This is a genomic window from Clostridioides sp. LIBA-2809 (genome assembly GCF_056688965.1).
The window spans coordinates 22,750-46,217 of sequence record NZ_CP197005.1; the positions used below are offsets into that span (position 1 = coordinate 22,750).

The 23,468-nt window shown below is 24.7% G+C and carries 26 protein-coding genes; 5 read left to right on the plus strand and 21 right to left on the minus strand.

Annotated features, from left to right (window positions below):
* Positions 1–331 precede the first annotated feature (331 nt).
* The 3 genes from ACTG44_RS20395 to ACTG44_RS20405 form a co-directional block, all read right to left on the minus strand.
* Complete coding sequence (locus ACTG44_RS20395; RefSeq protein WP_021383391.1) at positions 332–865, minus strand: hypothetical protein; 534 nt, start codon at positions 863–865, stop codon at positions 332–334.
* Positions 866–1,106: 241 nt separating this feature from the next.
* Positions 1,107–1,757, minus strand: a complete 651-nt coding sequence (locus ACTG44_RS20400; RefSeq protein ID WP_021383440.1) for a YiiX/YebB-like N1pC/P60 family cysteine hydrolase — start codon at positions 1,755–1,757, stop codon at positions 1,107–1,109.
* 48 nt (positions 1,758–1,805) lie between these two features.
* Positions 1,806–2,840 (minus strand): YncE family protein, encoded by a 1,035-nt coding sequence (locus ACTG44_RS20405; RefSeq protein WP_021383355.1) that lies wholly within the window; start codon positions 2,838–2,840, stop codon positions 1,806–1,808.
* A 338-nt stretch (positions 2,841–3,178) separates the two neighbouring features.
* On the opposite strand from ACTG44_RS20405, the gene ACTG44_RS20410 reads away from it, so the two are divergent.
* The gene (locus tag ACTG44_RS20410) at positions 3,179–3,538 is read left to right on the plus strand and encodes a hypothetical protein (RefSeq protein ID WP_021383381.1); all 360 of its coding nucleotides are present in this window, start codon (positions 3,179–3,181) and stop codon (positions 3,536–3,538) included.
* Entirely contained in the window at positions 3,504–3,956 is a 453-nt protein-coding gene (locus ACTG44_RS20415) for a BlaI/MecI/CopY family transcriptional regulator (RefSeq protein WP_021383353.1), read from the plus strand. Before ACTG44_RS20410 ends, ACTG44_RS20415 begins: the two co-directional genes overlap by 35 nt.
* A 96-nt stretch (positions 3,957–4,052) precedes the next feature.
* On the opposite strand, the gene ACTG44_RS20420 is transcribed toward ACTG44_RS20415, so the two are convergent.
* The 9 genes from ACTG44_RS20420 to ACTG44_RS20460 form a co-directional block, all read right to left on the minus strand.
* Positions 4,053–4,631 carry a hypothetical protein gene (locus tag ACTG44_RS20420; protein ID WP_021383346.1) on the minus strand — a complete coding sequence of 193 codons (579 nt, stop codon included), beginning with the start codon at positions 4,629–4,631 and terminating at the stop codon, positions 4,053–4,055.
* Between the two features lie 33 nt (positions 4,632–4,664).
* Complete coding sequence (locus ACTG44_RS20425; protein WP_102822256.1) at positions 4,665–5,273, minus strand: hypothetical protein; 609 nt, start codon at positions 5,271–5,273, stop codon at positions 4,665–4,667.
* A gap of 91 nt (positions 5,274–5,364) precedes the next feature.
* Positions 5,365–7,245, minus strand: a complete 1,881-nt coding sequence (gene ltrA / locus ACTG44_RS20430) for a group II intron reverse transcriptase/maturase (RefSeq protein WP_158245566.1) — start codon at positions 7,243–7,245, stop codon at positions 5,365–5,367.
* Between the two features lie 695 nt (positions 7,246–7,940).
* Positions 7,941–8,258, minus strand: coding sequence for a hypothetical protein (locus ACTG44_RS20435; protein ID WP_102822257.1), 318 nt, complete (start codon positions 8,256–8,258; stop codon positions 7,941–7,943).
* Between the two features lie 228 nt (positions 8,259–8,486).
* The gene (locus tag ACTG44_RS20440) at positions 8,487–8,846 is read right to left on the minus strand and encodes a BlaI/MecI/CopY family transcriptional regulator (RefSeq protein WP_235684376.1); all 360 of its coding nucleotides are present in this window, start codon (positions 8,844–8,846) and stop codon (positions 8,487–8,489) included.
* 56 nt (positions 8,847–8,902) lie between these two features.
* The gene (locus ACTG44_RS20445) at positions 8,903–9,484 is read right to left on the minus strand and encodes a hypothetical protein (RefSeq protein ID WP_479921709.1); all 582 of its coding nucleotides are present in this window, start codon (positions 9,482–9,484) and stop codon (positions 8,903–8,905) included.
* A gap of 177 nt (positions 9,485–9,661) precedes the next feature.
* Positions 9,662–10,009, minus strand: a complete 348-nt coding sequence (locus ACTG44_RS20450) for a helix-turn-helix domain-containing protein (RefSeq protein WP_172693293.1) — start codon at positions 10,007–10,009, stop codon at positions 9,662–9,664.
* Positions 10,010–10,011: 2 nt separating this feature from the next.
* Complete coding sequence (locus tag ACTG44_RS20455; protein ID WP_021383402.1) at positions 10,012–10,359, minus strand: helix-turn-helix domain-containing protein; 348 nt, start codon at positions 10,357–10,359, stop codon at positions 10,012–10,014.
* Positions 10,360–10,596: 237 nt separating this feature from the next.
* Entirely contained in the window at positions 10,597–10,944 is a 348-nt protein-coding gene (locus tag ACTG44_RS20460) for a helix-turn-helix domain-containing protein (protein ID WP_172693294.1), read from the minus strand.
* 165 nt (positions 10,945–11,109) lie between these two features.
* Here ACTG44_RS20460 and ACTG44_RS20465 point away from each other — a divergent pair, with 165 nt between their 5' ends.
* Positions 11,110–11,697 (plus strand): hypothetical protein, encoded by a 588-nt coding sequence (locus tag ACTG44_RS20465; protein WP_102822258.1) that lies wholly within the window; start codon positions 11,110–11,112, stop codon positions 11,695–11,697.
* A gap of 34 nt (positions 11,698–11,731) precedes the next feature.
* Here the strand turns inward: ACTG44_RS20465 and ACTG44_RS20470 are convergent, their stop codons facing one another.
* From ACTG44_RS20470 to ACTG44_RS20485, 4 genes are all read right to left on the minus strand, one after another.
* A complete protein-coding gene (locus tag ACTG44_RS20470) occupies positions 11,732–11,881 on the minus strand; it encodes a cyclic lactone autoinducer peptide (RefSeq protein WP_021383344.1) in 150 nt (49 codons plus the stop codon).
* On the minus strand, positions 11,853–12,461 hold the full coding sequence (locus ACTG44_RS20475) for an accessory gene regulator ArgB-like protein (RefSeq protein ID WP_021383425.1): 609 nt from the start codon (positions 12,459–12,461) through the stop codon (positions 11,853–11,855). Before ACTG44_RS20475 ends, ACTG44_RS20470 begins: the two co-directional genes overlap by 29 nt.
* Positions 12,462–12,547: 86 nt before the next feature.
* Positions 12,548–13,858 (minus strand): sensor histidine kinase, encoded by a 1,311-nt coding sequence (locus ACTG44_RS20480; protein WP_021383438.1) that lies wholly within the window; start codon positions 13,856–13,858, stop codon positions 12,548–12,550.
* Positions 13,855–14,586: a LytR/AlgR family response regulator transcription factor gene (locus ACTG44_RS20485; protein ID WP_172693296.1), complete on the minus strand. Its 732-nt coding sequence runs from the start codon at positions 14,584–14,586 to the stop codon at positions 13,855–13,857. The genes ACTG44_RS20480 and ACTG44_RS20485 overlap by 4 nt, the downstream gene beginning before the upstream one ends.
* Positions 14,587–14,889: 303 nt before the next feature.
* Here ACTG44_RS20485 and ACTG44_RS20490 point away from each other — a divergent pair, with 303 nt between their 5' ends.
* Complete coding sequence (locus ACTG44_RS20490) at positions 14,890–15,576, plus strand: hypothetical protein (protein ID WP_172693297.1); 687 nt, start codon at positions 14,890–14,892, stop codon at positions 15,574–15,576.
* Between the two features lie 383 nt (positions 15,577–15,959).
* On the opposite strand, the gene ACTG44_RS20495 is transcribed toward ACTG44_RS20490, so the two are convergent.
* Positions 15,960–16,760, minus strand: coding sequence for an ATP synthase subunit B family protein (locus ACTG44_RS20495; RefSeq protein WP_021383398.1), 801 nt, complete (start codon positions 16,758–16,760; stop codon positions 15,960–15,962).
* Positions 16,761–17,201: 441 nt separating this feature from the next.
* Here ACTG44_RS20495 and ACTG44_RS20500 point away from each other — a divergent pair, with 441 nt between their 5' ends.
* Positions 17,202–17,780 (plus strand): DUF1989 domain-containing protein, encoded by a 579-nt coding sequence (locus tag ACTG44_RS20500; protein WP_102822259.1) that lies wholly within the window; start codon positions 17,202–17,204, stop codon positions 17,778–17,780.
* 178 nt (positions 17,781–17,958) lie between these two features.
* Here ACTG44_RS20500 and ACTG44_RS20505 read toward each other — a convergent pair whose 3' ends face one another.
* The 4 genes from ACTG44_RS20505 to ACTG44_RS20520 form a co-directional block, all read right to left on the minus strand.
* The gene (locus ACTG44_RS20505; RefSeq protein WP_235684378.1) at positions 17,959–18,171 is read right to left on the minus strand and encodes a hypothetical protein; all 213 of its coding nucleotides are present in this window, start codon (positions 18,169–18,171) and stop codon (positions 17,959–17,961) included.
* Between the two features lie 140 nt (positions 18,172–18,311).
* Positions 18,312–20,702: a CRISPR-associated helicase Cas3' gene (gene cas3 / locus ACTG44_RS20510; RefSeq protein WP_235684379.1), complete on the minus strand. Its 2,391-nt coding sequence runs from the start codon at positions 20,700–20,702 to the stop codon at positions 18,312–18,314.
* A 179-nt stretch (positions 20,703–20,881) separates the two neighbouring features.
* Entirely contained in the window at positions 20,882–21,025 is a 144-nt protein-coding gene (locus tag ACTG44_RS20515) for a hypothetical protein (RefSeq protein WP_158245590.1), read from the minus strand.
* A 137-nt stretch (positions 21,026–21,162) separates the two neighbouring features.
* A complete protein-coding gene (locus tag ACTG44_RS20520; RefSeq protein WP_102822261.1) occupies positions 21,163–22,248 on the minus strand; it encodes an Rpn family recombination-promoting nuclease/putative transposase in 1,086 nt (361 codons plus the stop codon).
* Between the last annotated feature and the right edge of the window lie 1,220 nt (positions 22,249–23,468).

The following is a 23,468-nucleotide window of genomic DNA, read 5'->3' on the forward strand; positions in this document are numbered from 1 at the left end:
CTCCTTTTTATTTGTTATGCTGATAGTGACAGCTTATTTTTTTAGTGCTAGAAGATAGCTTTGATTTAATTCATATATAATATGGGGCATTTAGAAGTCTTTTTTGAAAATTTTTATAAGAAATAAAAAAACTGTTATTAAAATGATTTATAATCACTTAATAACAGTTTTAATTTTGAAAATTATTTTTTAATATCATAATTTAAATTCTTTTAATATAGAATGAACATCTAGTCTATATTCTTGAATAACTATTTCCTCTCTTGAAGTATATTTATAAAGTTAATACCATCAAAATTTATTGACTTTACATTACTTTATCTAAATAGATTTAAATTGATGTAAGATCTGAAAAAGAACTGCATTCTTGTAGCTTATAATAAAGCGTTTCAAGTGTTATTTTATCATTAAAATATATGTCTATGTTATTATCAAATACACATATTTTTGCTATAGTTCCATTATCATAATAAAATAATTTTACAGTAGTTATATCTATAACCATTTCCTCAAGATAGATTTTCCAATGCACTTTAAAATTATGTAATATACAATGTTCTTTTTTATCAATTATCTGATTGATGAATAAGGTATCTTTAAATTTAGATTCATGAGATTCATTGGTAGTTTCAACATTATTGAATGGTTCAGTATCAACTTCAATAGATTTATAAGGCTTGTTTTCATATAATTTGCTAATTGAATAAAATAATAAAGTTAATATAGAAATGTAAATTAGTTGTTTTGGTAAAACTAATAAAAAAAATAATAATGGTATTAATAGGTAAGTGCTTATACGTAATTTTTTAAGAATATTTACAATGTAAAGTATATTATATTTATTTAATTTTTTTGCTTTAATCAAGAAAATTCCCCCTTTATCGCTAACATGTATAGCTTATTTTTTATATGCATTAACTATGCTTAAATTTTTTATTACATATAATATGGTATAAAATTTAACTATTTTTGAAATAAATTTAAATTCTCTAATAAAAAATATGTTCCCTTAATGATAGTAGTTTTGTTTAAGCTATCTACCATAAAAGGAACATATTATCTGACTAATTATTTATTTTTATATATTAAGATAAAATTGTAATGAATTAAACACCTTTAGTATAAGAAGTATATGTTTCTCCTGATCTTACTAAATCATATGGAAATACAGCTCCTCCTCCATAATTTAAATTAACACCTGTTGTTGATTTATATGCTTTATAAACTAATTGAGAACAATAAAACGCATTTGTAAGTTCTGGTTGCTCAAATATCCAGTTATATGGAGAATTTCTCTTATTATATGCCCATGTTGCAGCAGTCTTATCTTGATTTGCTGTAGTACTTCCTACTCCTAAACCATAAATAGTATTATATCTATCACGCCAATTATTATTATATACTTTTACTCCACCATCAGAGAAAGATTCAACTGTAGTTTTAGCTGTATGAACTATTCCTGCATGACCTATAAGTTTTCCTGATGATCCATCTTTAGTAACAAGTATAGCACCTATTCTTGTTGGATATGTACCTGATGTTGCTTTAGTAAGATTTGGATCTTTATCTGTACTTTGTATTCCATTTTTATGCAATTCTTGGTCTATTTCTTTAAATCCATCTAATTGTTTCTGAATTATAGCTTCATCACTTTGACTTTCATTATGTTGGACTTCATTTGCGAATAATAACATGCTAGAATTGATAAGAATTAAGCCTAATACTAAAACACCTGAAACGTAATTTTTAATTTTCATAGTTCACATCTCCTTGTATTTATATATTTTAACCATTCAAAAGAACAGTTAATTATTAATAAAAAAAGATACAAAAGTCTTATTCTCATATTTTTTTAATTTAATAGATTTCTTCAATTTAAAATCACCTAAATTATAAATATAGATTTCTTCTCCATTAGAAGATAAAAATTCATCTTTATTTATACAGCTTGAAATATGCTCATTTTCAGTATCATATTGATTTATTTCTAAACTATCTATATTTAACCTAGCTACTCTATGTTGAGTTGTTTCACCTAAAGAACTGCTTTCAGTTATGTAAAGATAATTTTCATCAGCCAGTATCTGAGATAAGTTATCAAAGGGTAATTCAATGATTTTAGATGAATAGTCATCTAGATTAACTCTTATAATTTTATTTGAAAGCATATCATTACCATCTCTATTTTTTAATATATATAGGTTGTTATTTATAATTTTTGCACTTGTTGCATAACTTCCATCTGATATATCAATAGTTTTCTCGATACTTAAATTTTCTTTATTTATAACTGATAAAATTAATTTATAGGTGCTGGAAACTTCTTTAAAAGATATTAAATATACTTTTTCATTTTTTTCAACTAATACTATTCCTACACCTAGATTTTTAAATATTGTTGATTTTAATATTTCATTGGACTTTAAATTTGTTTTAGAAAGAAAAACTTCGTCTGGACTAGATGATCCTGAGTAGATATTTTTTTGATCAGATACAAAAAAAGTTGGATTATTACCTTTGGATGAGATTATAGTTTTAGGTTTTAATGTATCTTTGTTTATTTGGAGAACAAAGTCATTTGATTTATTGTTAGTTGCAGGTGCTGTATAGTAAATGTTTTCTTTGGTATCATCACCTGTTGTTTTGAATCCTGTTAATATTATTCCTCCATATTTTATTTTTTTATTACCTTTATAATTGCCTTCTGAATCATATAAAGAAATTACAGAGCTATTTTCCATAGAGGTATTAATAGTAGCATACTTATATTCCTCATCATCAGATTTTGAACAAGCAGTGATTATTATAATTAATAAAAATAGTAATATTAATTTTTTCATATATCCTCCTAACATTTGTATATATAAAAATAATTGTACTTAGATGTTAACAATAATTTTCTGAAAAGTCAATATTTTCGCATAACTGGTCGTTTAAAAGGTTAAAATGGGAGAATATGCAAGATAATATACTAAATTATTAATATAAAACATAAAAGGAACATATCAATTAATTTATTTTCAAAAAAATCTTTAAAATGAACCATATTTGTTAAGAGATAAAAAAATAGCTATTTATTAGTAAAAAAACACAAGTTGTAATTGTCAATAAAGAGAAAGGAGAAAAAGTATGGTTGAACAGTTAGAGATTTAGTAAAAATAATATAAAGGGTGATATTATGAAAAATAACAAAGAGAGCTTAAAGTTATTAAAAGAAAGCATAGAAAATGAAACAGGTGTTAAGTTGGATACTTTAGAAATAGGGGATATGCTTTTATCTGTAGATAAGGAAGAATGTGGACTATATGAGCTTTTTAAGATAGTACAAGTTGGTAAATTTTTATTTTTAATTGATTGTGATGGAAATGGAAATCTAATTAAATCTAGAAATGAAAAAAATACCTTGAATATAGACATAGAATCAGATAAAGAGTTTATTTTAAATAACCCTGACTATATGCAACTAAATATACTTAGAAAAAAGGCTTTTAGAGATTTAGCAAATGATTATTCATTTACTAAGTTTAGTAAAAAATAAAGAAGAAAAAATATATTTCCAAGAAGGTATGAGAGGAATGGATAGTATGATAACAAGAAAAATAGCACCAGCAGAACTAAAAGTAATGAAGTTTATCTGGGATTCAAATACTAAAATAGCATCAATTAATGCTACTAATGCTATGTATGAAAAATATGGATGGAAACAAACTACAACATTAACACTACTATCAAGATTAATTAAAAAAGGTTTTTTAAGCTCAGAAAAAATTGAAAGGTATACATATTATAAACCTACAGTTATAAAGAGTGAATATGCAAAATTTGAAACTAAAGAATTCATTGATAATGTCCATAATGGTTCTTTGGAAAGTCTATTAGATTCATTAATGACCTGTGAGCAATTAACAGATGAGGAAAGAAAGTACCTGAAAATTTGTATGGACAATTTAAAATAAAAAATCAAAAAAGCTATATTACTAGAAAATATTACTCTCATAGAATATAGCTTTTTTATTTAAAGTTTATAATATCAATTTTATAAAATAATTAATTTAGTATAAGGAAACTTCAGTAACTTCTATTAAAGATTCTGAAGGAAAATCAGGATGTATTATCTTTGGAATAAAACTGATCTGTAGATTTTCTTGGTTATTATAAAGATCACGAATACAAAAACCATTTTCTAATTCAGATAAAATTGAATTAGGGGTTTCTTCTGACCATTCAAAAATCCCAATACAAAAATCAATAGTTTCTCTTACCTCCTCAATAAATATATCATATGTATATATCTTACCAACCATATGTTTTAAGCTAGATATTATACTTGATACATTATATTGTCTTGTATTATAGTAATAAAGTAATGAATGAAGACGCTTTTTAATAGCATTTTTTAGTTCACATAATGATATTTGATGAGTTTTATACTTATTAAATAAATTGTGAAATAGCTCGAAATCATTATACATGCTTGTATCAAGATCTCTATCAGTAGGAGAAAGATATAGCTTTTTATTATCTATAAAAGCCCCAAATTTAAAAATTTCTTCGTTTAATGTGCAAGTTTCTATGTATCTATCTATGATTTTGTTGTAATATTTTATATTTATTTTTAAACTTTCAGCCATAAAAGTACCTCCTATAAATTTAAAAATCAAAATTTATGACATTGCCCAGACACCTTTTTCTTGCCTAATAAAAATATGATTTATTTGAAGTGTTTGTCTAACTTTTTCTCTCCAATATTTATTTGAATTACATTTTTTATGACCTTCGATTTCTTTATAGATATCTTCTAACTTTGCTACTTTTCCTAACTTCTCTATTACTGTAGCAACCAAGTCTTTCCAAGTTATGCTCATACTATTTCTTAAGTCACAAGTACCTTTTTGTACTATTGAAAAATCTAATGTATATGAATAATCCCTTCTAAGAACTATTGCTGTTTCATGAGCTATCCTTATGAAATTTTCTTTTTTATAAGATTTTGTATCACTAAGACAATTATTTTGTTCTTTTACAATTATTTGTTCCAAAGTTCCTATTTTATCCATATCTAGTAACATAGAATATAGTTTTCCTTGTTTTTTTATATCAGCTGTAAGAATTATGAGTCTACCACCTTTTTCTAATGATGCAAATTGCTTTGATAAACAATAATTTATTTTTTTCATAAATAGAGAATAGTCTTTAATGTGAGATAAATCATTTTTTAATGGAGTATTTCCATAAACATATCCACTATATTTAATAATAACAATAGGTAACAATCATCTTCAGCATTACCTGTTAAGAGTTGTTTTCCCCTGTTTCACACCGGACATGCGACTTTCATCGCATCCAGCGTTCCATCAATTTTATTTAATCAACAATTAGTTTTTTCCTAAATTTTATTGCGTTTTTGATTGCTTTATCTGAAAATCCATCTTGGCTTATATTTTCATGTATTAGCTTATTACATTTACTATGTGTAGATAATAGGTTTTGAACTTTGTTTATCTGTGATAAAGGAAGGTTTTTGCTTATATGGTGACAGTGAAAATTATCTCCATTTATTATAGGTTCTCCGCAAATTTTACATATTCCCTTATCTCTATTGAAAGCATACATTCTATTCATGAAATACTCATAATTATAGATTTCTTTGGACTTACCATACTTATTAAATTTAAGAATATCAGGAGCTTGTAAGATTTCTTCCATTCTTGCCAAAGGCAGTTGCTTACATGTTCTTTTGAAATGCAACTCCCTTCCTTTACTAGAAAATGGTGTTTCATCCTGATTCTTATTATAAATTTTCTGATATTTACAAAATGCTGGTGATGTTATACCTATGAATTGTTCATTGGGTAGTTTTATTGCTGGTATCCATGTTGAATAATTGGAATGCAATGCTATTAAATTATTTACTTCATGTGCAGGCTTAAAGATAACTCCTTTTCGCCTTAGTGAATTCATTGCAACTGTTGTTAATCTTCTATGGTATTTTGCTAAACTGAAATATACCATATTGGCTGCACTGTAATAATTTATAATACCTCTTATCTTACTGTTTATTTTGCTAATACGTACAATTAAATCTTCTTTATGCATTGATAGTCTTAATATTTTAATGTCTTGAATAATCTCTAGCATTTTATTATCAATTCTTTCTTGCTTTGGTTTTACAACTGGCTTATATCCTTTTCGCATTTTAGGCTCTTTAATTACTTTGTAGGTAAATCCAACAAAATGTATTGGTTTCTCTTTAATATTAGTTATTAGTGTTTTTTCATCTGATAGTTTTAGCTTTAAATTAGTCTCTAAGAATTTTGAAATTCTATATTTCCATTTTTCAGCATGTTCTTTACTATCAGTTAAGAGTATCCAATCATCTGCATATCTTATTAAATATGTAGGCTTAAGTTTTGAATATCTACGTAAAGATTGATATTGATTACGTTTACTAGAGTAGTTATTTTTAGTAGTTTTGTTTTCCCATTCCTTAGTAATCCATTTATCCATTTGATGTAAGTAGACATTTGCAAGAATAGGACTTATGATGCCACCTTGTGGTGCTCCTAGTTTATTTTTCTTACATTCATCCATTATTCCAGCTTTGAGCATTTCTTTGATAATCATTAGTACCCTTCTATCTCTTATACCCATGTGGTATAATTTTTTAAGTAATATTGTATGGTTAATATTATCAAAGAATTTACTTATATCTCCTTCAACTATCCAGTAGTAACCAACTCTATTAACTTGGTCTTTAATTCTTTCTAGAGCCATATGAGCATCTCGCCAAGGACGAAATCCATAAGAATGTTGGAAAAATTGAGCCTCGAGAATTGGTTCAATGATTAATCTTACACATTCCTGGATGACTCTATCTTTAATAGTTGGAATACCAAGTGGTCGTTTTTCTTGTTTTCCTGGTTTAGGAATCCATTTTCTTCTTACCATATCAGGTTTATAGTTTGTAAAACTATCTTGAATATCAGTTATAACTTTATAGTAATCTTTTTGCAAGTAATCTTTATCAATAACCTTTCGGTCAACTCCTGGAGTTTTAGAACCTTTATTTGCTTTAATATTATGGATAGCAGTCATTATGACCACTTCACTAGACATTATTTCTACTAGACCCTTAAACTTAGGTATTTCTTTAGCTTCAATGCATTTAGATGTTATTTTATACATTATATCTTGAATTTTCTTTAATTCTGTTTCATTTTCAGGTGCTTTGAATTTTTGAGCCATAAACATTCCTCCTTTCGGATTTTTGTTTAGGTTTTAGTCAGGTACGCACAACGGCTTCCTCAAAACTTACTAATTGATAAGTAATAAAATTGACTATGCCCCTTCGCCATGTAATAGGCTTTCCCCATCTCAGACTACTACGGGCTGCTGCCACCCAATTTCAATAGTCATTTCCTACTATTTAGATACATCACATTCTATTATGTTTAACATTATCTATCAGGCTTCTTTTGTTCCCTACAATCTAGCTTTGCATATTACCTTAGTGTCCGTGTCTACTCCGTCAGCCATTCATTTATCCTCTGTAGGTGGATTAAGAACTTATATCCTTTTTGGATATAAACAGTAACAAGGAGAACATAAGCCTTTACTGTGACTGAAATCCCTTTTGGGATTATAAATCTTCAGTTCGATTTACCCTACTTTACGAAGCGTGCCTCCCACGATTTTTCCTAGCTATCGAGCAGATAGCTCCAATACACATAGTAATTTTATAGCACCCCACATTACTAACTACCATCTCAGGTCGATTTTTATGTGACTTCACCGAGCTTCATACCAACTATTAATAGAAATGGTCAGCATGTCGGAGGATTAGGTTCTAGTGTACCTACATTTACACCATTCAGGTTTTTCACCTGCAATCTCAATTATAGAGTTCATGAACTTCTATTCTAAGAATTTCATGTCTGCTTTTAGTTCTTGTTTCCAAGAGTGTTGTGCAGAAACAAAACGCACATATCCCAATATGGTGGATGCCAAAATATAAGTTTATTTCGCTCCTTTATCTCATCTGTCATTAAATCAAATCCCATGTTTAAATCATAACAATTAGACTGAATTCCTAATGTATCTGCTACATCTTTAGTTGTATTACTTCCACACATATAATCACTAATACAATCAGAATTATAAACATTAAGTAAATCAACTATAAGTTTACCTGATGTATTTCCACGATAACTAGCATTTCCATAATCTCCTCTTTCTTTATAGCTTACTAAACTTCTCATATCTAAATACCTCCTTATAACTGACATATGCAGCTTATTTTTTATTTACTGTAAATCAGTTTTATTTTTTAACTAATATGGGGCATTTAGAGGTATTTTTTGAAAAATTTTTATTTTAGAAGGTTATTATATTCTGAAGTCATATTTGAAATGAGCTAATGTATTTTATAAAAATATTGAAGAAGAAAAACTGAATACTTGTTTACTTTTCTTCTTCAATATTTCTATTTAAATATCATTGATGAAACCACAATCTTTTAAAGACTTGATTAAACTTTCGATTGAATTAGAATGTATAGTACAAAGGAAATATTTAGTTTCAAATCGCAAGTAAGCCTTTTTTTTGATAAGTATATTGTAGTATGTAAGTCTCTTTATCTTTTTAGCTTCTAAAAACCCTCTATTAACTAACTTTGATAGTAATGAAAGTGTTGTAGAGGCATTCCAATTGTATTCATTTTCCATTGCACTTGTTATATTTTTAGAAGATATTTCATAATCTGTATTCCAAATAAATTTCATTATTTTTAATTCTGATTGTGGTATCTTTATTATTGTTATAGACATATAAAATAATATTCCTTTCATATAAACTATATATAAATTGATGTTATCTAATTTTATAAACTTTAATATAGAAACTTTTATATTTGCTTTTTAGTAAAATGAATATAGTTTTTATGACATTTTACAATATAGTATTTGAGTATAACTATGTTTTTGATGTATAGAACTTTATAAAAAGTAGAAGTTCCAGTAAATTTATTTGAATGTGCTGGATAGTTATTATTTTTCAACCAAATCATTTTCATGCATTTTGTCCAAAACCTAGGAAATATAAATCTTTTAATTCTCACCATATTTTTTGTATCTTCAAAAATAGTTAAGATAGGAGAAATCTTTATATTAGCCCTATTGATTTGTTTCAATATTGATTCTTTTTTATAAGAAAAAAACAAATCTGGGCAAAACGCAGAAATATACACTGTAGAATCTCTAGTTGACAAAGTAATAATTTTTTCTATAGAAATTTCAAATTTGCCTCCTCCTGGACCTATAAAATGCAAAGCCTCTATATTATTATCAAGTGACACTTCTTTAAGCTTAAAAGCACATACATTTTCATTTACTAATTCTCCAACATTGTTCATATTAAAATCTATATACTCAATTTCAATTTCCTTTTTTATAATTTTTTTACCATCTTTTCCTTCTATTTTTATCATATTGAACTCCTTTTAAGCACGTAAAGACACAAAAAATATAATATATATACTGTAAGTATATATTAACATAAAATGAGCAAAAAAGGCATGTTTATATTAGTAAATAAAATCAAGAATAATTTAAAATAAAAAAGATGCCTAAATTTATTAAGACATCTTTTTATAATGAAATTTCTATTATTTTAAATTTCTATTTTTTTTAATTGAACTTATAATATCAATTAGAAGGTTTAATTCTTTACCATCTAAATCATTTATACTCTCATCTATATTATCAGTGCTGATTTGAACTTTATTAAGTTCATTTTTCTCTTTTAAAATATAATCAGATGAGATATTTAACACATCAATAAGCTTTATAAAAGTAAGAAGACTAGGAGATTTTATTCCCTTTTCAATATTTGAAATATATCCTTTTGATAGACCTGTTAAGTTAGCAATATCTTCAAGAGTTAAATCTAGTTTTTTTCTCTGTTTTTTTAGCCTATTGCCAATTTCAATTAAAATTTTACTTTCAGTATCCATATTTATAGTTTCCTATATTCAATGATTTCTTGCAACAATTTAAGAATAGACTTTTGTTCTTTTAGTTCCAAACTGTCAACTAATTCATAACATTGAGAGGAGATAGTATCAATATGATCTTCATTTTGTATGATATTTTCAAATAAAACTTCAAGAGGCATTTCTAGTGCATTTGCAATTTTTAATATTGTGCGAAGTGATGCCTTTCTCTCACCTCTTTCAATTTGCCCAATGTATGTAGGAAATAAATCAATTTTTTTAGCTAATGCATCTTGACTATATCCTAATCTTCTCCTTTGATTTCTTATTCTTTTTCCAATTATAGATTCTATTTTATCTAATTCTAACATCTGTACCCTTCCTAATTAATTATATAAGTAGTTTGTAATATTTTAAAATATTATATCTAAATAATATACTATAAGTGTCATTATAATGTGCTAGTAGCGTGTTATTATAAAAATATATATACTATTTAGGCTGAATTAAAAAATATTACTCATTAATAAATCTTATATAAATATATAAAACAAACTACTATTATAGAATGAATGACAGTAGTTTAGAAAAAACTGACAATTCATGTTTTATAAATTTCTATATTCGATAACATCTTTTAGAAGTTTAAGAATAGCTTTTTGTTCTTTTAATGTCAGACTATCAATTAACTCATAGCATTGAGAAGATATAGTATCAACATAGTTGTCATTTAATACAATATTTTCAAATAATATTTCAAAAGGCACCTCTAATGCACTTGCTATTTTTAATATAGTTTGAAGAGATGCTCTTTTTTCGCCTCTTTCAATTTGTCCAATATATGTAGTAACTAAATCTGATTTTTGTGCCAACACTTCTTGGCTATATCCTAGTTTTTTTCTATAATTTCTTATTCTTTTACCGAGTATAACTTCTATTTTATCCAATTCTAACATTTACATCCTTCCTGATTAAATTTTAATAATTGTTTATAAAATTTTATATTCTTCATTGAAGATGATTTATTTTAATGATATACTATACGTGTCAAAAAAATATACTAACAGTATTTTTAATATTAATATATATACTATTAATGCGTGGATGGGGTGCATGAAAAAGTGGAAGATATAGTTTATAAATTTAGTATCAGTGAAGAATTTGATAATTTCTTAAGCGAGTGTCAAAACAATAATTTAATAGAATTAAAAAGAAAAAATAAAGCACTTTTTAATTCATATTTTGAGCTTTTTAATTCCATATATAATAAACTATCATTAACTGAAAGAGAAAAATTTGATTTTTATAGAGATCAAAAAAATATCATTAATGGCATAGAATTTGATTTCCAATATAAAAAAGGATATAAAAATTTTATTAAATTGTATATGCTATCTAAATTTGAAAGCCTTGAAGATTTAAATAAATTCTCAAATATAGCAATTAAAAATTTTCGAGAAAAAAATTCTGAATACTTAGAGGCTGCTGAAGTTATTTCAAAGATAGATATAAATGATTTTCTATCACATATAGATAGAGATATATTAAATGAGTATATTAGATTAGATGATGAATTAAATAACTTAATAATAAAAGATTTATTTTTAAAAGGTCATATAGATTGTATGAATTTAGCTATAATGTTAGATGTACCTATTGATAAAAATAATGAGTATATAAAGTATTTTTTACTTAAGATAGAGTATTAGTGTTTTTATACTCTACCTTATATTATATTTTCATCTACTTACCATAACTTTTAAATTTTCTTAAATCATCAGGTAAATTTGGTTGATGATTAAACCAGGTGCATGTTGTATTAACTGACATAAGAGCTGTTACTAAAGATAATAAACTTAGACATTTAAGTATCTTTAATGAATATTTGTTCATTTTTATCCCTCCTTATTTGTATATTTCCTAAAATTAGCATTATATTTATCCAAAATAAAGCTGATAAACAAAATAAAGTATAGTCAGTTTTAGTTCTTGAAATGAAGCTTGCAACTACAATAAATAAAATTATTGTTGCTAATAACTTTGATATTTTACTATATCTTCTTTTTTCATCCAAGTTTAAAGGATTATTTTTATGTTCAAGAGGAGCTAAAAAAAATATACCAAAGTAATTTAATAGTGAAAATATAATAATTGGAATGTGATTTACTGTGCTTATATAATTTGAAGCATATATAGTAATTAATACAATTGATAAAAAAATAAATATACAGTTTTTGTGATTATTAGCATGATATCCACCAGAAAATTGCCTTACTGAGCAATAACATATTAAAAATAGCAATATATGAATAAATTTATGAAGTATAAGTGCTAAAGTTAATGCTAATATTATATTTATGAATGAAGCAATTATTACCTCGAAACCATAACTATAAATATTGTATTCTTTAATAGTAATTAGTTTGTTTTCAACTAATGCAGTTGTAATCTTTATAGCCATTTTTTTGAACATTATTTTCACCTACTTTTTTGATATATAAACAATATCATTTTATAACTGTAGTTTCAATAATTTAGCACAACTGGACAATATAAGGCTTAACTGGGCATAGGTATAGAAATTATCATAGTAAATCTACTTTTATTATGTTCAATTAAGCATGTTCCATCATATTTATTAATTGAATTTTTTATACTTTTTATTCCAAAACCATGTTTTAATGTATCAGTTTTGTCGGTTAAAATGTCATTGCCTTTAATTAAGATGTCATTTATTTTAGTATTTTCTGCTTTAATTATATAAAAATCGTTTATTACATTCCCCTTTAAAATAATTTCTTTAGGATCTAAAGTGATTTTATTGCAAGCCTCTATTGCATTATCTAATATGTTAGAAAATATATCGCATATATCTATATCTTTAATAAATTTACATTTGCTAAAATCTATTAATGCTATAAAGTTTATATTATATTTATCACAAAGATCTTTCTTATCGTTTAGTATAATATCCAATGTAACATTCCCTGTATGATATATATTATTATTTCTAATTGTTTTTTTTATATTATTTAAATAAGGTCTTATATCAATGTTGTTTTCATACATACCTTCTATACATGAAATATGATTTTTCATATCATGGCTTAACAACTCTATTTTAAGTTGTTTTGATTCAATGTTTTTGTAATATTCATTTTTCATGCTAGATATTTTCTCAATCATATTATTTTCCATGAGTAATTTATTATCTGTTTGTATTTTCTTTATGAGAGAAATCAATGAAATACTAGATAAGAATAATACTGTAGCAATTGTAAAAAGCTGGTTTTTGTCTATTAAAGTTCCTTCTGAATACTTAAAGATATATTTAAAAATTATGAAAAATAAAACTATATTTGTGAAAATAGGAATTGACATATAAGTTAATATTTTTCTGTTCACATCTGAGTCAATTTCAAAAAAGTATGATTTGTATAAATATAAAACAGTAATTAAAAGAACTTTACCAATTATAATTGACTCAATTCTATAAATATTATTTGTTAGTAGAATACTCATATCATTTATTAGATTTATCCAGATTGTAAAGCTCATACTTAAGGCATCTATACAAATCAATAACATCCAATATATGATTGAGATACAAATTGCCTTTATTAGTTTTATATTATATCCAAGTTTAGCTATTATTATGGTCGTAAATATAGATATTATAACTCTAGTATTTGGAAATATATCTAAGATGTATAGTGTATTTGCAAAAAAAATTACCAGAATGAACATAAATGTTATCCTGGAATTACTTTTACTCTCACTATTGTAATCTAATGTTTTTTTACACATAAACCACTCTATGCAAAAAGATATAAATATAAAAACTGTCCAGAAGAAGTTGTTTTTTATCATAATAATCCTCCTAAAAATAAAGTTATTTTATTTTTAAAATCTTTGACTTTATATTTACTTACTGGTATTTCTATTAATCTATTGTCATATTCCATAAATGCTGTATTTTTTTCGATTTTTACTACTTTTCTTAGATTTACTAAAAAACTATTATGGCATCTAAAAAATCCATAATCTTTAAGCTTATCTTCTAAACTGCTTAAACTAGTTGATAATACATGATTTCTTTTTTCTGTATGTATAATTACTGTTTTTTTCATTACTTCTATATAGATAATTTCACTTGTTTTAAGAAATAAACTTGAATTGTGTCCTACATGTTTTGATTCAATATGTATATTATTATTTCTAAATATGAAATCATTTATAAATGAATCTATATAGTTTTTAAAGATTCCATAATCAATAGGTTTTAATAAATACCTATAAGCTCTCACATCAAAAGCATCTAAAATATGATTTGTCATTGAAGTAATAAAAATAATATCTACTATCTTGTCAAAAGCTCTAATTGTCTTTGCTGCTTCCATGCCATTAATACCTTCCATTTTTATGTCTAAAATAAGTAAATCTAATTCATTAGGATAATTTTTAATAAGCTCTTCAGCTGAATAAAATAGATTTATATTATAATCTATTTCAATACCATTGATAATTTTATCAAGATATTTTTTTATTATATCCATGCAAGATTCTTCATCTTCACAAATGGCTATTGATAAAAACATAAATAATACTTCCCCCTATTCAAAAAGTTATCTAAAAGATAAAAAAGTATGCTTATAGCATATATATTATAACATGATTTTTATACAAATATCTGAAATCAAATATATTTTCAAAAAAAATCAAGAAATGCCCCATATTACTTATAAGAAAAAATAAGCTGATTTTCTAGTAATTATAAGTAAGCTGTATATGTCAGCAATAAGAAGGAGATGTTTAGATATGAATAATTATGAAAAAGATAAAAAATGAGAACTATTGTGTCTTAAGTAATAAAAAATAATTAATTATGAGAGGTTGATAAAATGGAAAGTAAAAAAATGAAAGAGTATGATTATTTTGATATGTTTGGAGTAGACATAGAAAACAAATTAAATAGTATGTTAGAACGTGTTGATTATGAAGATTTGGGAGAAATAACAGGAGGATTTTTTATAAAAAATGAAAAAATGTTTTTCTTTTATTATTATAAAATGAATCCACACAATTATATAAATCTAAATGAATTATTATATGATGTTATTATTATTTTTGATGATATTATCGAAGATGTTATAGAACAAGAAGAAGTAAGTGAATTTTCAGCAAGAGAAAAAATAAAGAATGATATTTGTACTGAAATATATCAAATGCTTAAAAGATATGTGAAAATTAAAGGTTATAAAGATAATTTTATAAAAGAACTAAAAAATTATCAAGGTAAGACTCTATACAAATTAGAAATAGATGATTTAGTTGAAGAGGCTTATTGGAGAAATTTTGAATGTGATTATGAAAATGAAATTGATAAAATTGATGAAATTGATGAATATGATGTTCTTGAATATAATCTACAAAACAAATTTGAAGAATTTTTAAATAATATATATTTATCTATTAAAGTTTTAGAAAAAGGAGGAGAAGAAGAATTTTTATATACAATAACTGAAGTAGATGTTATTTATCACAAAAACTTTTTTAAAATTATAGAAGAGGTAAAAGAACAGGAGTAATATATTTTATGTGATATTAATATAAACATTCCTAGTAGATATAATATTAATTATAATAAATTTTAAAAAACTTAATTATAGTTTTTGAACACTAAATTATAAAGACAAGATAATAAATTATAGTATCTTGTCTTTATTTATATCTTTCTTATTTCTAGATTTTAGTATCATATATCTTTCTAATATGCTTATTAATCCTAGGTAATAAAATCTATTAAATATAAATACTGATACTTGAATCTAATCATTTTGTAAGTCTCTATTTTCCACTTCTGTTTTTATAATAATAACTGTTAAACTATATTCTTATATTAATTTAAAAAAGGCTGTACACTTAATTTTAACATACAACCTCTATGTAGATATCTTCTAACACTTATTGCTTAATATGTGTGGCTTCTAATTATCTCTATTTTGCCATTTTCGTCTATCATTTCCGTCATTATATCTAAGTCGCAAGCTTCATTTGGGTCGTTGCAAGATACAGCCCAACTTTTTACTACTTGCTTTTGTCCTGTTCTTTTTGCCTCTTCAATTAATCTTGCTATTTCTTCCTGTTCTTTTTGCTTTCTATCTTCTTTTTGTTTCTCAATTTTTTCTTGCTTTTCAGCTAAAATTTGTTTTGCTTTTTCTGCTGCTTCCAATAAAGTTTTTTTAGTAATTTGGCAAGTATCTGCAAACTCGAAAGTTTTCCTTTTTTTAAATATTCCTCCTACCTCATATGCAACTTTATCTATTTCATCCATTAATTCTTTTAAATTAGTGCTTTGATTTATTTCTTTGTTGTTAATGTAAAAACGAGATGTTCCAATTACTAATTCAATAGTTTCATCTTCGCCTAAATTTTCCCAAACATTGTTATAATAGTCTCTTTCTATTTTATAAGCTTCTTTTAAAAATGCTTCTCTCATTTTTTCAAGTTCAGGTGGAGCTTTAATATAAAATTTCTTTTTTTTCATATTAAATAATTTTCCTGCTTGTTTAGCAACCTCATGCCCAAGTTCAATTACAAATTCCATGCAGTAATAAGTAAACTCAGCCCACCTTTCTCCTCTATCTTTTAATAAATTCCCATCTATCACCAATGTTTCGATTTCAAATTTTTTCCCCTTTAAGTTTTTTGATATTACAAGTTCGCAAATTCCTCTCGATGTTTCAAATTCATATCTCATTTCTTCATTCATTTTTTCACCTCATACAATTATTTTTTATTTTTACGAATTAGATTATTTTTATATAATTTTAAGTTTAGGTTCTTCTTAAACTTAATTCCTTTACTTATTTTATCATATTTACACCTCTTTTTTTATTTAGCTGTCTAATGCAACTTAGTTTTTTATTTGCTAAAATTAGCTTATTTTTTCTTATAAATAATATGGGGCATTTTCATATTTTTTTTGAGAAAATATTTTTATAATTAAGTAAATTAATTTTTCTAAGTTATCTTAACTTAATTATAACAATGCTTGTGAACTATATCTGTACCAAGTAAAATATTTTTTTAAAATATATAATAATTATTTAAAAACAGGGTAAAAAATAGGTAACTATTGTTTTGAGTTGCTAATAGTATTGAATAGCTGTATAATATCCTCATAAATTAGAATTTGTGGGGGGGAAGGAGAATGAGTAAAGAATATATAATACCAGCATGTTCAGGAATAAAAATTGATGTTAAGCAAGGACAAAATATTACAGTGATTGATATTGAAGGCGGTCAAGTGGTTGATTTTTTTGCAGAAGTGACAGGTAGTCCAAATGAATTTCTTTCAACTGGAGTGACGATTGATTGTAACGAGTCTTTGAAATTAAAAATTGGAGATATTATTTACACCAATCTATACCAACCTATGATGAAAGTCCTTTCTGATGATGTTGGAGAACATGATTTATTCCACCCATGTTGCCGACTAGAAATGTATGATTTCTTCTACCATAATGGCGAAGGACACCCAAACTGTTTCGACAATATCAATAACGCCCTTGAAGAACAGCGAGCCATTATTACACCTGTCAATTTATTTATGCACACGAAAATCAATACTAATGGTAGTATTTCAGTGGAAACGCCTATTTCTAAAGCCGGGGATAAAATCATAATAAAAGCATTGTTGGACATTACATTGGGAGTTGCCGCTTGTAGCGTATCTGAAAGCAAATGTAACAGCGGGAAATGTTCGTCTATTAAAATGATTATTGACTAAAGTAAATCCCAGCTTGTCTATAACTTCATATTAAATACCATAAGCAGTTAGTCTATATGATTGACTGTTTTTCTTATGCCATGAAAGGAGGAATTATATCATTTTACAAAAACAAAGGAAAGCGTATTAGACATTAATTTTATGAAAAAACATTAGCTATCTAGCTAATGTTTTTAGATTAATTGTTATTATAGATCTCTTTAATTTCATCTTCACTTAAATCAAAATCGTCAAATTTGCTTAATATATCATCTAATTTAAAACCATTTTTCTTTAGCATTACAATTAACTTATGATCTTTTCTTCTAGCTTCTTCTCTTTTACCTTTTTCAATACCTTTTTCGATACCCTCATTAAAAATTTCTTCCTTGAAGTTTCTACTTTTATTCATAATATATGCACCTCTTTTCAGATTTAATAAATATTCTTCATTTCTTCCTAGATCTTTTAACCTATCTAAAGCTTTCTTAATAATAAAGACAATACACTAAATTATAGTATATTGTCTTTATTTATATATTTGATATACATTTATTGTAAGATTAGACCTACAGTACTATTATATTCAAACTTATTGCTAGATTTTAGTATCATATATCCTTCTAATGGAGTTATTAATCCTAGATAATAAAATCTATTAAATATAAATCCTGATACTTGAATTGAATCATTTCGCAAGTCTCTATCTTCCTTATAAAAATCTTCTTCTAGAATTATTTTACAGCTTATTTCAGTAGATTTGAAAAGCTTAGATGCTTCTTTCTCATTATCAATAATATTTTTATAAGGTTCAAAATTAAATATTAGGTCTAAACCATCAAAATGAGTTTTATATATACCAAAAATATTCTTAATTTCTTTATCACAATTGCTAAAACTGTCTTCAAAATATTTTTTAACTATACCATTATCATAATAATAATCCAAAATATTTTTTCTAAGACTCATTGTAAAAATAGAATTAGTCTTTAAGGTATTATTTAAGATATCTTTAGTTGTATTCTTAAGTTTATTATCATAAAAGTTATCTTCACTAGGTAGAATATAAAAATTTCCATATTCATATTTATTATTTATATTACATTTACCCATCCTTTGTATTAAACAATCCATATGTGCTAAATCACTTATTACTATATTGAAATCTAAGTCTAATGATATTTCTTGAGTAGATATCAAAATATCCCCTTTTCCATTTAATATTTTACTATATTTATCTTTTTTATCTTTGAATTTAAATCTATTATGCAAAACATTTATATCTATACCATTATATTTATCTGATAAGTTTTCTTTTAAAAACTCATATGAACTATTAGCTGAATCAATAGTATTTTTTATTATTAGAATCCTTTGTTTCTTTTCTAAAGCTTCTTCAACTATTAACTTAATTTCTTCTTCCTTTATAAAAGAGACCTTTACATTTTTACCTTCACAAAGTTCTTCTTCCTTGTTGCTCTCAATAAAAACTATTTCTCCTTTAGCAGTAATGTTTTCATTACATTCTTCTTGAAAAATAATGCCCTTACTTATCATTTGATCTTTATACGGTTTTGGAAGTATAGTTGTCATTAAGTGAAAGTCAACGTTTAAATATTTACATGCAAATTGCATAAAATATATTAAAATCAAAAATATCTTTGGATGCAACAAATGTACCTCATCAACAGTTATAGATGAATTTTTAATAGCTGCAAATGTCATTTCATATCCTGGAAATTTAAACATACTAAGTAATAACTGGTCAATTGTTGCAATTATATATGGTTTACAAAAGTTTACACTTAAATCTATATCCTTTGATGTTACTACAAAATCTAGTTCTTTATTGTTTTCAGTATATGAATATAAGTTTATATCACCATCAATTAACCCAATACAATCATCATTTCTTCTATCTAAATTATTTTTATTCTTAAATATATTTTTTATGTAAAGACTTTCTAATGATAATTGATTTGAAACCAAAAATAATTTTCTTTTAAATCGTTTTCTATCATCAGCATACATTTTTACTGAGTTTGTAAAGTCAACAGTCAATACATTTTTTCCAGATAGCTCTCTCAGTCTTTTTTGTATAATATTAAATTCTACATTACTTTTTTCTAAATCAGAATGATTCTTACAGATATCAATTAAAATCATCTCATCAATTTCTTTATCTGTAAAATCATTATAGAATTTTATATCTTTATTTATACTTTGAGCTCTATGGTCTATTAAATTTAACATTCCTTTATAAAAAATATGTTTAGACCTTCTATCATTTAAAACCGAGTCATCTATTTGACCATTGTTATAATCACTTTCTATAACCATATTCTCGCTTACTTTGTCTAGATAATCATAATCTAACATATCTTCATTGAATTTAAATTCTATATCTAAAATGTATTTTATATAATTTTCTATATCTTCTAGATTGAAAGAATCTTTATTTTCTAAAATTCCACTCTCAATATACTTATAAATTTCTTCTTGCACTTTAGTAGTAGTTAATTTCATATAATCTATATAGTTTCCATGATGTAACATTATAGTTTTATATATGTATAACTTATCTTCTTCTGATAAATTCATTTTTTCCAATATTGATTGCAAAAATGCTCCAGAAAATACATTGTGTCTTGCTATCTTTTCTAAAGATTTTTTTTTATATTCTAATTTTTCTATTTCTTCTTTTGAAAAACTAGATGATATTTTATTATTAATCTCTATTTTTTGTTGAACAATTAAATTAATTTTTCCTAGATCATGCAAAGCACAGCATATCTTTAGTATTTCTATATCTTTATATGAATACAAATCTGGGTCTAATATAGATTCTAATACTTCAAATAAATCTTTAATATGTTCAACTAATGTTTGCTCTTTTTTATTGACATTTAAATTACATGGTCCAGCTAATAGTTCCTTTTTCATGTTAAACACCTATCCTTTAAAGTAGTTTATAATTTTTTTCTTTTGCAACTCTAATAGTCATCTATCTTTCGTACCTTCTTTAAAATTTCTTCTTATATTTTAATATCTTCATTTATCTAATACAAAATGAACACTCTTCTATACAATATCCTCCCTTAATACCTGGTTTACTTTTGATGTCAACTCCAGCCTTTCTTAGTTGACATATATATTCCTTTACTTTTCTCTCCAGTATACCTAGTTTTGTATATTTCACTAGAGTTTAAATTTTCATTTTTTCTTAGAAGTAATATAATTTTAATTACATTTTCTATTTTACTCATATAAATATACCACCTTTATTCAAGTTTAACATTTCTTGGTGAACTATTATTTTATGGAGTAAAATATAACTGCGAAACTATTACATTTAGATTTAAAGAAATAAAACATTAACTATTTAGTTAATGTTTTATTTTTATTAGTTTTGATTATATACTTTTTCGACCTCTGATTTATTTAAATCATCTATAATGTCACATATTTCATTTAAATTATAACCTTTATTTTTTAACTTTATGATAAAATTAAATTTCTCTTCTCTTTTCCCTTTTTCAATGCCTTCTTTAAAAATTTCTTCTTTGAAGTTTCTACTTTTATTCATAATATATGCACCTCGCTTTAAATTTAATAAATAGTCTTCATTGCTTCCTAGCTCTTTTAGCCTATCTAAAGCTTTCTTAACAACAGAATCATTCTTAGCTATAAACCTAACATCTAAATTAGAAGGATTACTAATTAATTTTCCCCACAACATGATTCTATTTACTATATTGTTATGTCTGTTAATTTTAGGAAGCTCTACAAAGTACAATGCCGTTTTTTCTGAATAAATATTTGGATGACCATCCATAGTTAGTCTCATACAATTTATATAATCATCTATTTGATTATATTTTACATGATTTAATATGTGTATTCCAATAGTTTTTCCAATTTCTTTGTATTCTTTACCTTCTTCTAATTTTCTACCATGCACACGACTAAGATAATATTCAGCTCTTTCTAAGTAATCGTCCTCAAAAGCTCTTTGCATCTCAATATTAATGTGATTATTTTCTTCATCTTCAGCCAAAATATCAAGTCTAGGTCTTTTCTCACCAACATAATTAATCGTTGGATCAGTTTCAACTCGGATTATTTTTTTTATTTGAGTAAAAGGTTTAATATTTCTATTAGCATGTGGAGCATCTTTGAGAATATCATTGATAAAGTTAATGAGTAAATCGTAATCATTATTTAAAGTAAATAATGATTTAAATACTTCGTCATATTCAGGCTTAGCGTAACCATCTTCTGTCACAACTTCGCCAACATTTTCACTAGTCAATATCTCTTCTGGAATTAAATTTTTGATTTTATGTAATTCCTCATTAGAAAAATCACCCTTACTGAGTATATCATTTAGTTTTTGAGTCCATTCTCTGTTTTTTTCTTCAATTCTAGTTCGCTTATATTCCTTTGATATTTTAGTAATTTTAGATTTTTCTTCTAATATCTGTTTCATTTTAACACCTCTTTTTTTTATTATACCAATTTTTTCTTAATTAATCTCTTTTTAATATAATTACCCCCCTCATTATTTAATTGACTAATGCAATTTAATTCTTTGTTTGCTTAAAATAGCTTATTTTTTATTTACATAAATAATATGGGGCAGATTTATTTTTTTTTTGAAAAATCTTTTAATATATTAGGACCTACTGCACTTTAATATAAATGTTTTTGAGGTATAAAAGTAATTGAATTATTTAAAATTGAAAAATGCAGGAAAGCAATTAGTCAGCATATATGACTAAACACTTTAAACAATAAGCTCTATATTACTAATAGATTAAAAGACGAGTAATTGGGAATATATTTATTAATATATTGGAGTTTAAAAGGTTAAGTAACGAAAAAGAAGGAGTAAAGGTAAGAAAAGCTGAATAAAGAAATGAATTCTTAAAGCAGGACTCATTTCCTTATATTGATAAACTATCATTTGTTTTAAGTATATTATTTTGTAGGCTCAAATCTCTTAATCCATCTATTTGACAAAGAATCTATATCAAATATAGGAGTTATATTTATCATAGCTAATGGAATGATTGTAAAAAAAACATTTCTCACTAAAAAAACTGTGTCATTTAAATCTTTTTTATAAAAAAAGCCATTAATATTTAAATAGATAAAGAGTATTACAAAAATTAAAATTAAATGGTATCTTAAAATATTGAAATTATATTCAATATTTTTTAATGCATAAAATTTTCTACTAAAAAAGATAAGCATTATTTTATTAATAAAGACACCAAAATATAAGTATGCAATTAATGAAAATGTAGGTATAAAGTATACTAATATTGATGATTTCATAAATTTATAATTTATTAAAATGAATAAACTTATAAATGAAATTAAAAATGTGTAAAAAGTTAATGTGATTAGTGTACACATAAAAGTAAATTTGTTTTTAAAAAAAAAACATAAAATAAAAAATACTATGCAGATAAAAATTATATTTAATAATAGCATAAAATTCTCCTTTATCAATTTCTTATTAAATTATACATTAAAAAACCTAATTCGAATCAGATTTATTAAAAAACTTTAAAAATAAAAAAGCAAAAAAATCAGCAATTTTTTTTTTCATATTTTCTTGATATATATAGCAATGTAAATTTCTGTGATTATTTCGATTAATTATTACGAATTTATGTTGACTACAAATAACGGAGGAAAAAA

Coding starts and splice junctions, on each gene's coding strand:
- ACTG44_RS20400 (WP_021383440.1), bottom strand. CDS start 1,757: ATGAAAATTAAAAATTACGTTTCAGGTGTTTTAGTATTAGGCTTAATT.
- ACTG44_RS20405 (WP_021383355.1), bottom strand. CDS start 2,840: ATGAAAAAATTAATATTACTATTTTTATTAATTATAATAATCACTGCT.
- ACTG44_RS20410 (WP_021383381.1), top strand. CDS start 3,179: ATGAAAAATAACAAAGAGAGCTTAAAGTTATTAAAAGAAAGCATAGAA.
- ACTG44_RS20415 (WP_021383353.1), top strand. CDS start 3,504: ATGATTATTCATTTACTAAGTTTAGTAAAAAATAAAGAAGAAAAAATA.
- ACTG44_RS20420 (WP_021383346.1), bottom strand. CDS start 4,631: ATGGCTGAAAGTTTAAAAATAAATATAAAATATTACAACAAAATCATA.
- ltrA (WP_158245566.1), bottom strand. CDS start 7,245: ATGGCTCAAAAATTCAAAGCACCTGAAAATGAAACAGAATTAAAGAAA.
- ACTG44_RS20435 (WP_102822257.1), bottom strand. CDS start 8,258: ATGAGAAGTTTAGTAAGCTATAAAGAAAGAGGAGATTATGGAAATGCT.
- ACTG44_RS20440 (WP_235684376.1), bottom strand. CDS start 8,846: ATGAAAGGAATATTATTTTATATGTCTATAACAATAATAAAGATACCA.
- ACTG44_RS20445 (WP_479921709.1), bottom strand. CDS start 9,484: ATGATAAAAATAGAAGGAAAAGATGGTAAAAAAATTATAAAAAAGGAA.
- ACTG44_RS20450 (WP_172693293.1), bottom strand. CDS start 10,009: ATGGATACTGAAAGTAAAATTTTAATTGAAATTGGCAATAGGCTAAAA.
- ACTG44_RS20455 (WP_021383402.1), bottom strand. CDS start 10,359: ATGTTAGAATTAGATAAAATAGAATCTATAATTGGAAAAAGAATAAGA.
- ACTG44_RS20460 (WP_172693294.1), bottom strand. CDS start 10,944: ATGTTAGAATTGGATAAAATAGAAGTTATACTCGGTAAAAGAATAAGA.
- ACTG44_RS20470 (WP_021383344.1), bottom strand. CDS start 11,881: ATGAACAAATATTCATTAAAGATACTTAAATGTCTAAGTTTATTATCT.
- ACTG44_RS20475 (WP_021383425.1), bottom strand. CDS start 12,461: ATGTTCAAAAAAATGGCTATAAAGATTACAACTGCATTAGTTGAAAAC.
- ACTG44_RS20480 (WP_021383438.1), bottom strand. CDS start 13,858: ATGATAAAAAACAACTTCTTCTGGACAGTTTTTATATTTATATCTTTT.
- ACTG44_RS20485 (WP_172693296.1), bottom strand. CDS start 14,586: ATGTTTTTATCAATAGCCATTTGTGAAGATGAAGAATCTTGCATGGAT.
- ACTG44_RS20490 (WP_172693297.1), top strand. CDS start 14,890: ATGGAAAGTAAAAAAATGAAAGAGTATGATTATTTTGATATGTTTGGA.
- ACTG44_RS20495 (WP_021383398.1), bottom strand. CDS start 16,760: ATGAATGAAGAAATGAGATATGAATTTGAAACATCGAGAGGAATTTGC.
- ACTG44_RS20500 (WP_102822259.1), top strand. CDS start 17,202: ATGAGTAAAGAATATATAATACCAGCATGTTCAGGAATAAAAATTGAT.
- ACTG44_RS20505 (WP_235684378.1), bottom strand. CDS start 18,171: ATGAATAAAAGTAGAAACTTCAAGGAAGAAATTTTTAATGAGGGTATC.
- cas3 (WP_235684379.1), bottom strand. CDS start 20,702: ATGAAAAAGGAACTATTAGCTGGACCATGTAATTTAAATGTCAATAAA.
- ACTG44_RS20515 (WP_158245590.1), bottom strand. CDS start 21,025: ATGAGTAAAATAGAAAATGTAATTAAAATTATATTACTTCTAAGAAAA.
- ACTG44_RS20520 (WP_102822261.1), bottom strand. CDS start 22,248: ATGAAACAGATATTAGAAGAAAAATCTAAAATTACTAAAATATCAAAG.